General features: G+C 70.0%; 1 protein-coding gene. It reads right to left on the bottom strand.

Annotated elements, in window-relative coordinates:
- On the bottom strand, positions 1 to 1,038 hold a 1,038-nt coding region (locus tag H7J86_RS31645; RefSeq protein WP_267295807.1), incomplete at both ends, for a GAF domain-containing protein.

The raw sequence follows: 1,038 nt of genomic DNA, 5'->3' as shown, positions 1-1,038 counted from the left end.
GGTGACATCCGGCGCCGCCCGGGTCATCGCTCGATGGACCATCACGCCTGGCGGCACGTCGGTGTCGGTGGCGTCGGGCCACAGCGCGACCAGCACTCCGCCGTGTATGGCGACCAGTGGACGCGGCTGATAACCCGCTGCCACTTCAGTGACCGCCGAGAGCGCACGCTGCCACGCCCGTCGGGTGGCCACCTCGCCGGAGCCGGTGAGGGTGGCGACGATCGCGATATGTGCCACGGTGAGGTCGTGACCCAGGCGCTGGGCCCGCTGCACCAGCTGCGGTGTCAGTCGCCCGCTGCCGGTCAGCACATCGGTCAGCAACTCCCCGCGCACCCGGCGCTCCACTTCCGCTGCGGTCTGCACGCGCAGCAACTCCACCGAGATCACGATGGACGCGTGCTCCACCGCACGAATCTGCAGGGGGTCAAGCGAATCGAGGGTTCCGGGAAACCAGATCCGTGCCGCCACGTCGCTGCCGAGCCGCACGCTCGCGACGAGCCAACCGGTGGGCACATCCGCACCGTCGACGGCCTCGGCGACAGTGGCCGGGGACGCTGTGGGCTCGCCGTCGGACATCGCGGAACGCACGGCGGCGGTGGGATAGTCGACGCCGTCGGCGGAGCGGGCGATCTCGCCCCCGCGGGCGTCGTCGATGAGCACGGGCCGGCCGATCAGGTCGCTGAGGGCGGCGGCGATGCCTGCGATGCCGCCGGAGCGCAAGGTGACCGCCAGTAGCCGCTCGTGGATCTGTTCCGAACGCGCAAGAGCGTCGCGTTGTTCGCGCAGCGAGCCGGTCAAGGCGCGTAGCTCCTCGAGTCGGCGTGCCGAGGTCAGCGCGATCGCCGCATGGTTGGCGAGCAGGATCAACCGTTCGATCTCGTAGCGGGTGAAGGTGTGCACCGAGGCGTAGTAGCCGTTGAGCGTCCCGAGTACCTCGGTGCCGGCGATCAGGGGTACGGCGACGATGGCCCGGTAGCCCTGGTCCTGTGCCACACCGGCCCAGAGCGCGAATTCGGGTTCGATCCGCACATCGCGGAT

The organism is Mycobacterium hackensackense (assembly GCF_025822555.1).
Lineage (GTDB): Bacteria > Actinomycetota > Actinomycetes > Mycobacteriales > Mycobacteriaceae > Mycobacterium > Mycobacterium fluoranthenivorans.
This window is presented reverse-complemented; position numbering and strand designations above follow the sequence as displayed.